Origin of the sequence: Natrialba chahannaoensis JCM 10990, from assembly GCF_000337135.1 — an archaeon.
Classification (GTDB): Archaea; Halobacteriota; Halobacteria; order Halobacteriales; family Natrialbaceae; genus Natrialba; species Natrialba chahannaoensis.
In genome coordinates this window covers 1-2,655 of record NZ_AOIN01000042.1, presented here as the reverse complement: position 1 = coordinate 2,655, position 2,655 = coordinate 1, and the positions used below count along the sequence as shown (strand labels likewise).

Genomic DNA, 2,655 nt, shown 5'->3' with positions numbered 1-2,655 from the left:
TCAGAGATGTGTATAAGAGACAGGAGCAAGCGCTACTAAATCCTCGGGAAGGGGCGATCGAGACGACCGGCAGCTGTAGGCGGCTAAAATAGCAGAAAACGAATCTGTGAAGTTCGAGACGGGCGGCCTCAGTAGTCGTCCAGTTCGTACAGTTCGCCGTACTTCGATGTGGCGTACTCGAGGAAGTAGTCCGCTGTGAACGCCTCGCCGGTGGCGTCCTCGATCAGGTCGGGCGTCGTGTAGCGCTTGCCGTGCTGATGGATATTCTCACGGAGCCAGCCGTTGAGGTCGTCGAACTCGCCCTCGCGAACTTGGTCGTCGAACGAACCAATATCGTCCTCGGCCGCAGCATAGAGTTGTGCGGCGAGCACGGAGCCAAGCGAGTACGTCGGGAAGTAGCCGAAGGAGCCGTGCGACCAGTGGATGTCCTGCAGACAGCCCTCGGCGTCCGTTTCGGGGCGGACACCGAGATACTCCTCGTACTTGTCGTTCCAGACCTCGGGGACGTCTTCGACCGCGAGGTCGCCCGAGATCAGTTCGCGCTCGATCTCGAACCGAATCACGATGTGGAGGTGGTAGGTGAGTTCATCCGCCTCGACGCGGATCAGGTTGTCGTCGTACACCTGATTCGCAGCCTCGTAGGCCGCCTCGGGAGAGACATCTGCGAGTTCGTCGAAGCGCTCGCGAGCGATCGGCAGGAAGTGCTCCCAGAACGGCCGCGAGCGACCGACGTGGTTCTCCCACAGCCGGGACTGGGACTCGTGAACGGTGAGGTCCCGCGACTCGCCAAGCGGCGTCCCGTAGTGCTCGTCCGGCAGGCCAAGCGTGTAGTTCGCGTGCCCGAACTCGTGGATAACGGACGTGATCGAGCCGAGCAGGTCGTCCTCCTCGAACCGCGTCGTCACGCGCGCATCGTACTGCGTTCCCGAGGAGAACGGGTGCGGTGCCGTATCGAGGCGGCCGCGCGACCAATCGTACCCGAGTGAGTCGAGCACGTCGCGGGCGAGCGCTTCCTGATCGTCGTCGTCGAATTCGCCGGAGAACGCGTCGGTTTCGATCTCGGTGTCGCTGTCCTGAATCGCGTCGATCAGGGGGACGAGTTCGTCGCGCAGACGTTCGAGCACGCGTTCTGCGGTTTCGAGATCGAGATAGGGTTCGTATTCTGCAAAGAGAACGGCGTAGGGGTCCGCGTCGGGGTCGATGTGGTTCGCGTACTCGCGTTTGAGTTCGACGAGCTTCTCGAGTGTCGGCGCGAAAGTCTCGAAGTCGTCTTCTTCTTTGGCCTTTGTCCACGTCGGGTGGGCGTTTGCGGTTGTCTCAGAGATTTCTTCAACGAGTTCCTGTGGGACGCTGGTTTCGCGGTCGTAGCGTCGGCGGATTTCGCGGACGGCGGCGGCCTGCTCTCCGTCGAGGTCGCTCTTCTCGAGTTCCTCGAGCAGCTGACCGGTCTCGTCGGCGGTCAGCAGTTCGTGGCTGATCGACGAGAGTGTCGAGAGCTGTTTTGCTCGGGCTGGCGTGCCTGCTTCGGGCATGACGACTTCCTGATCCCATCGGAGGACACCGCCGGCGTTCGCGACGTTCGCGATGCGCTCGATGCGCGTTTCGAACTCGTCGTAGGTCGATCCCTCCCCGTCGGGCTGAGCCTGATCGGCTGACATATTATGCGATAACGTGGGTACTGGTTTTAACCTCGTGGTTCCGGATAATCCGGAGCGGTAACTCGAGGACGATGGTGTGAGTGAGAAACGGGGAAGAAGAGAGGTGAGGTGGGAGAAAAGAAGAGAGAACGAGTCTAATGTGAAGAATTCGAGAGTGCACGGACAACTGAAGGGGACAGGTGCGTCGGACCGGTGGCGCATGGTAAACGCCGGGGGCCCCTCACTGTCTAAAGATGGAGTTCGAATGCGGAGGGGTATCGCTACTCTGGCGGCGATAGGCCCCGTAGCCCCCTGTTCAATCTCACCAAGTAACAGTAGATATAAGTCTCCCTACACCATCGTACAGAACGGAAGCCAAAAAACCCAACCAGGGATGGGCATGAGTGAAATGCCCCGGGTGCTAGGACCACCCGAGACATGGCTTCCAACCCATGAAGGAATTGGTTGCCATGCTTGCGTACATTCTACCGGGACATAAACATCCCGCACGACAGACGTATCGTCAACCCCGAGTCTCACCGCGCTTGATCAGCTATGTACTAGCGTACCTGACAGTTGGAGGGGACGATGGGCGATAACCTTGCAGATGCGTCCGAGGAAGTAACGACGCCGTCGGTACCGGACTGTCCGCTCTGCGGCCAGCCGGTTACAACGGTGACGGTTCTTGGGCCCACGGTGGCCATCGCAACACCCTGTGGTTGTCGTGCACCGCCTGAGGTTCTCCTCGTCGATCCCAACACTGCCAGAGACACTATCGGTGGCGGGGATACGAAGACGGGCACCAGCAAGAACACGGGCACCAACACCGATACCGATACCGACACCAACACCGAACACACTCCCACCGATCCAGACAACCGAGACCACCGAGACCACAGTTGACGTCCTCCCCGCGCGGAAGCGCGAGAATTCCCGACCGCGTTGGGATATTTAAGGTCTACGAGCGGACTTGTTTTCGAGGTGCGAACGCGCCAATTTCCTTGTCAAACAAAACCGT

The 2,655-nt window shown here is 59.8% G+C and carries 2 protein-coding genes; one reads left to right on the top strand and one right to left on the bottom strand.

All coding sequences use genetic code 11. The features are described from left to right. Nucleotides 1-128 precede the first annotated feature (128 nt). Entirely contained in the window at nt 129-1,658 is a 1,530-nt protein-coding gene (locus C482_RS05870) for a carboxypeptidase M32 (RefSeq protein WP_006166589.1), read from the bottom strand. A 567-nt stretch (nt 1,659-2,225) separates the two neighbouring features. On the opposite strand from C482_RS05870, the gene C482_RS05865 reads away from it, so the two are divergent. Next, on the top strand, nt 2,226-2,540 hold the full coding sequence (locus C482_RS05865; protein ID WP_006166588.1) for a hypothetical protein: 315 nt from the start codon (nt 2,226-2,228) through the stop codon (nt 2,538-2,540). Nucleotides 2,541-2,655: the final 115 nt, after the last annotated feature.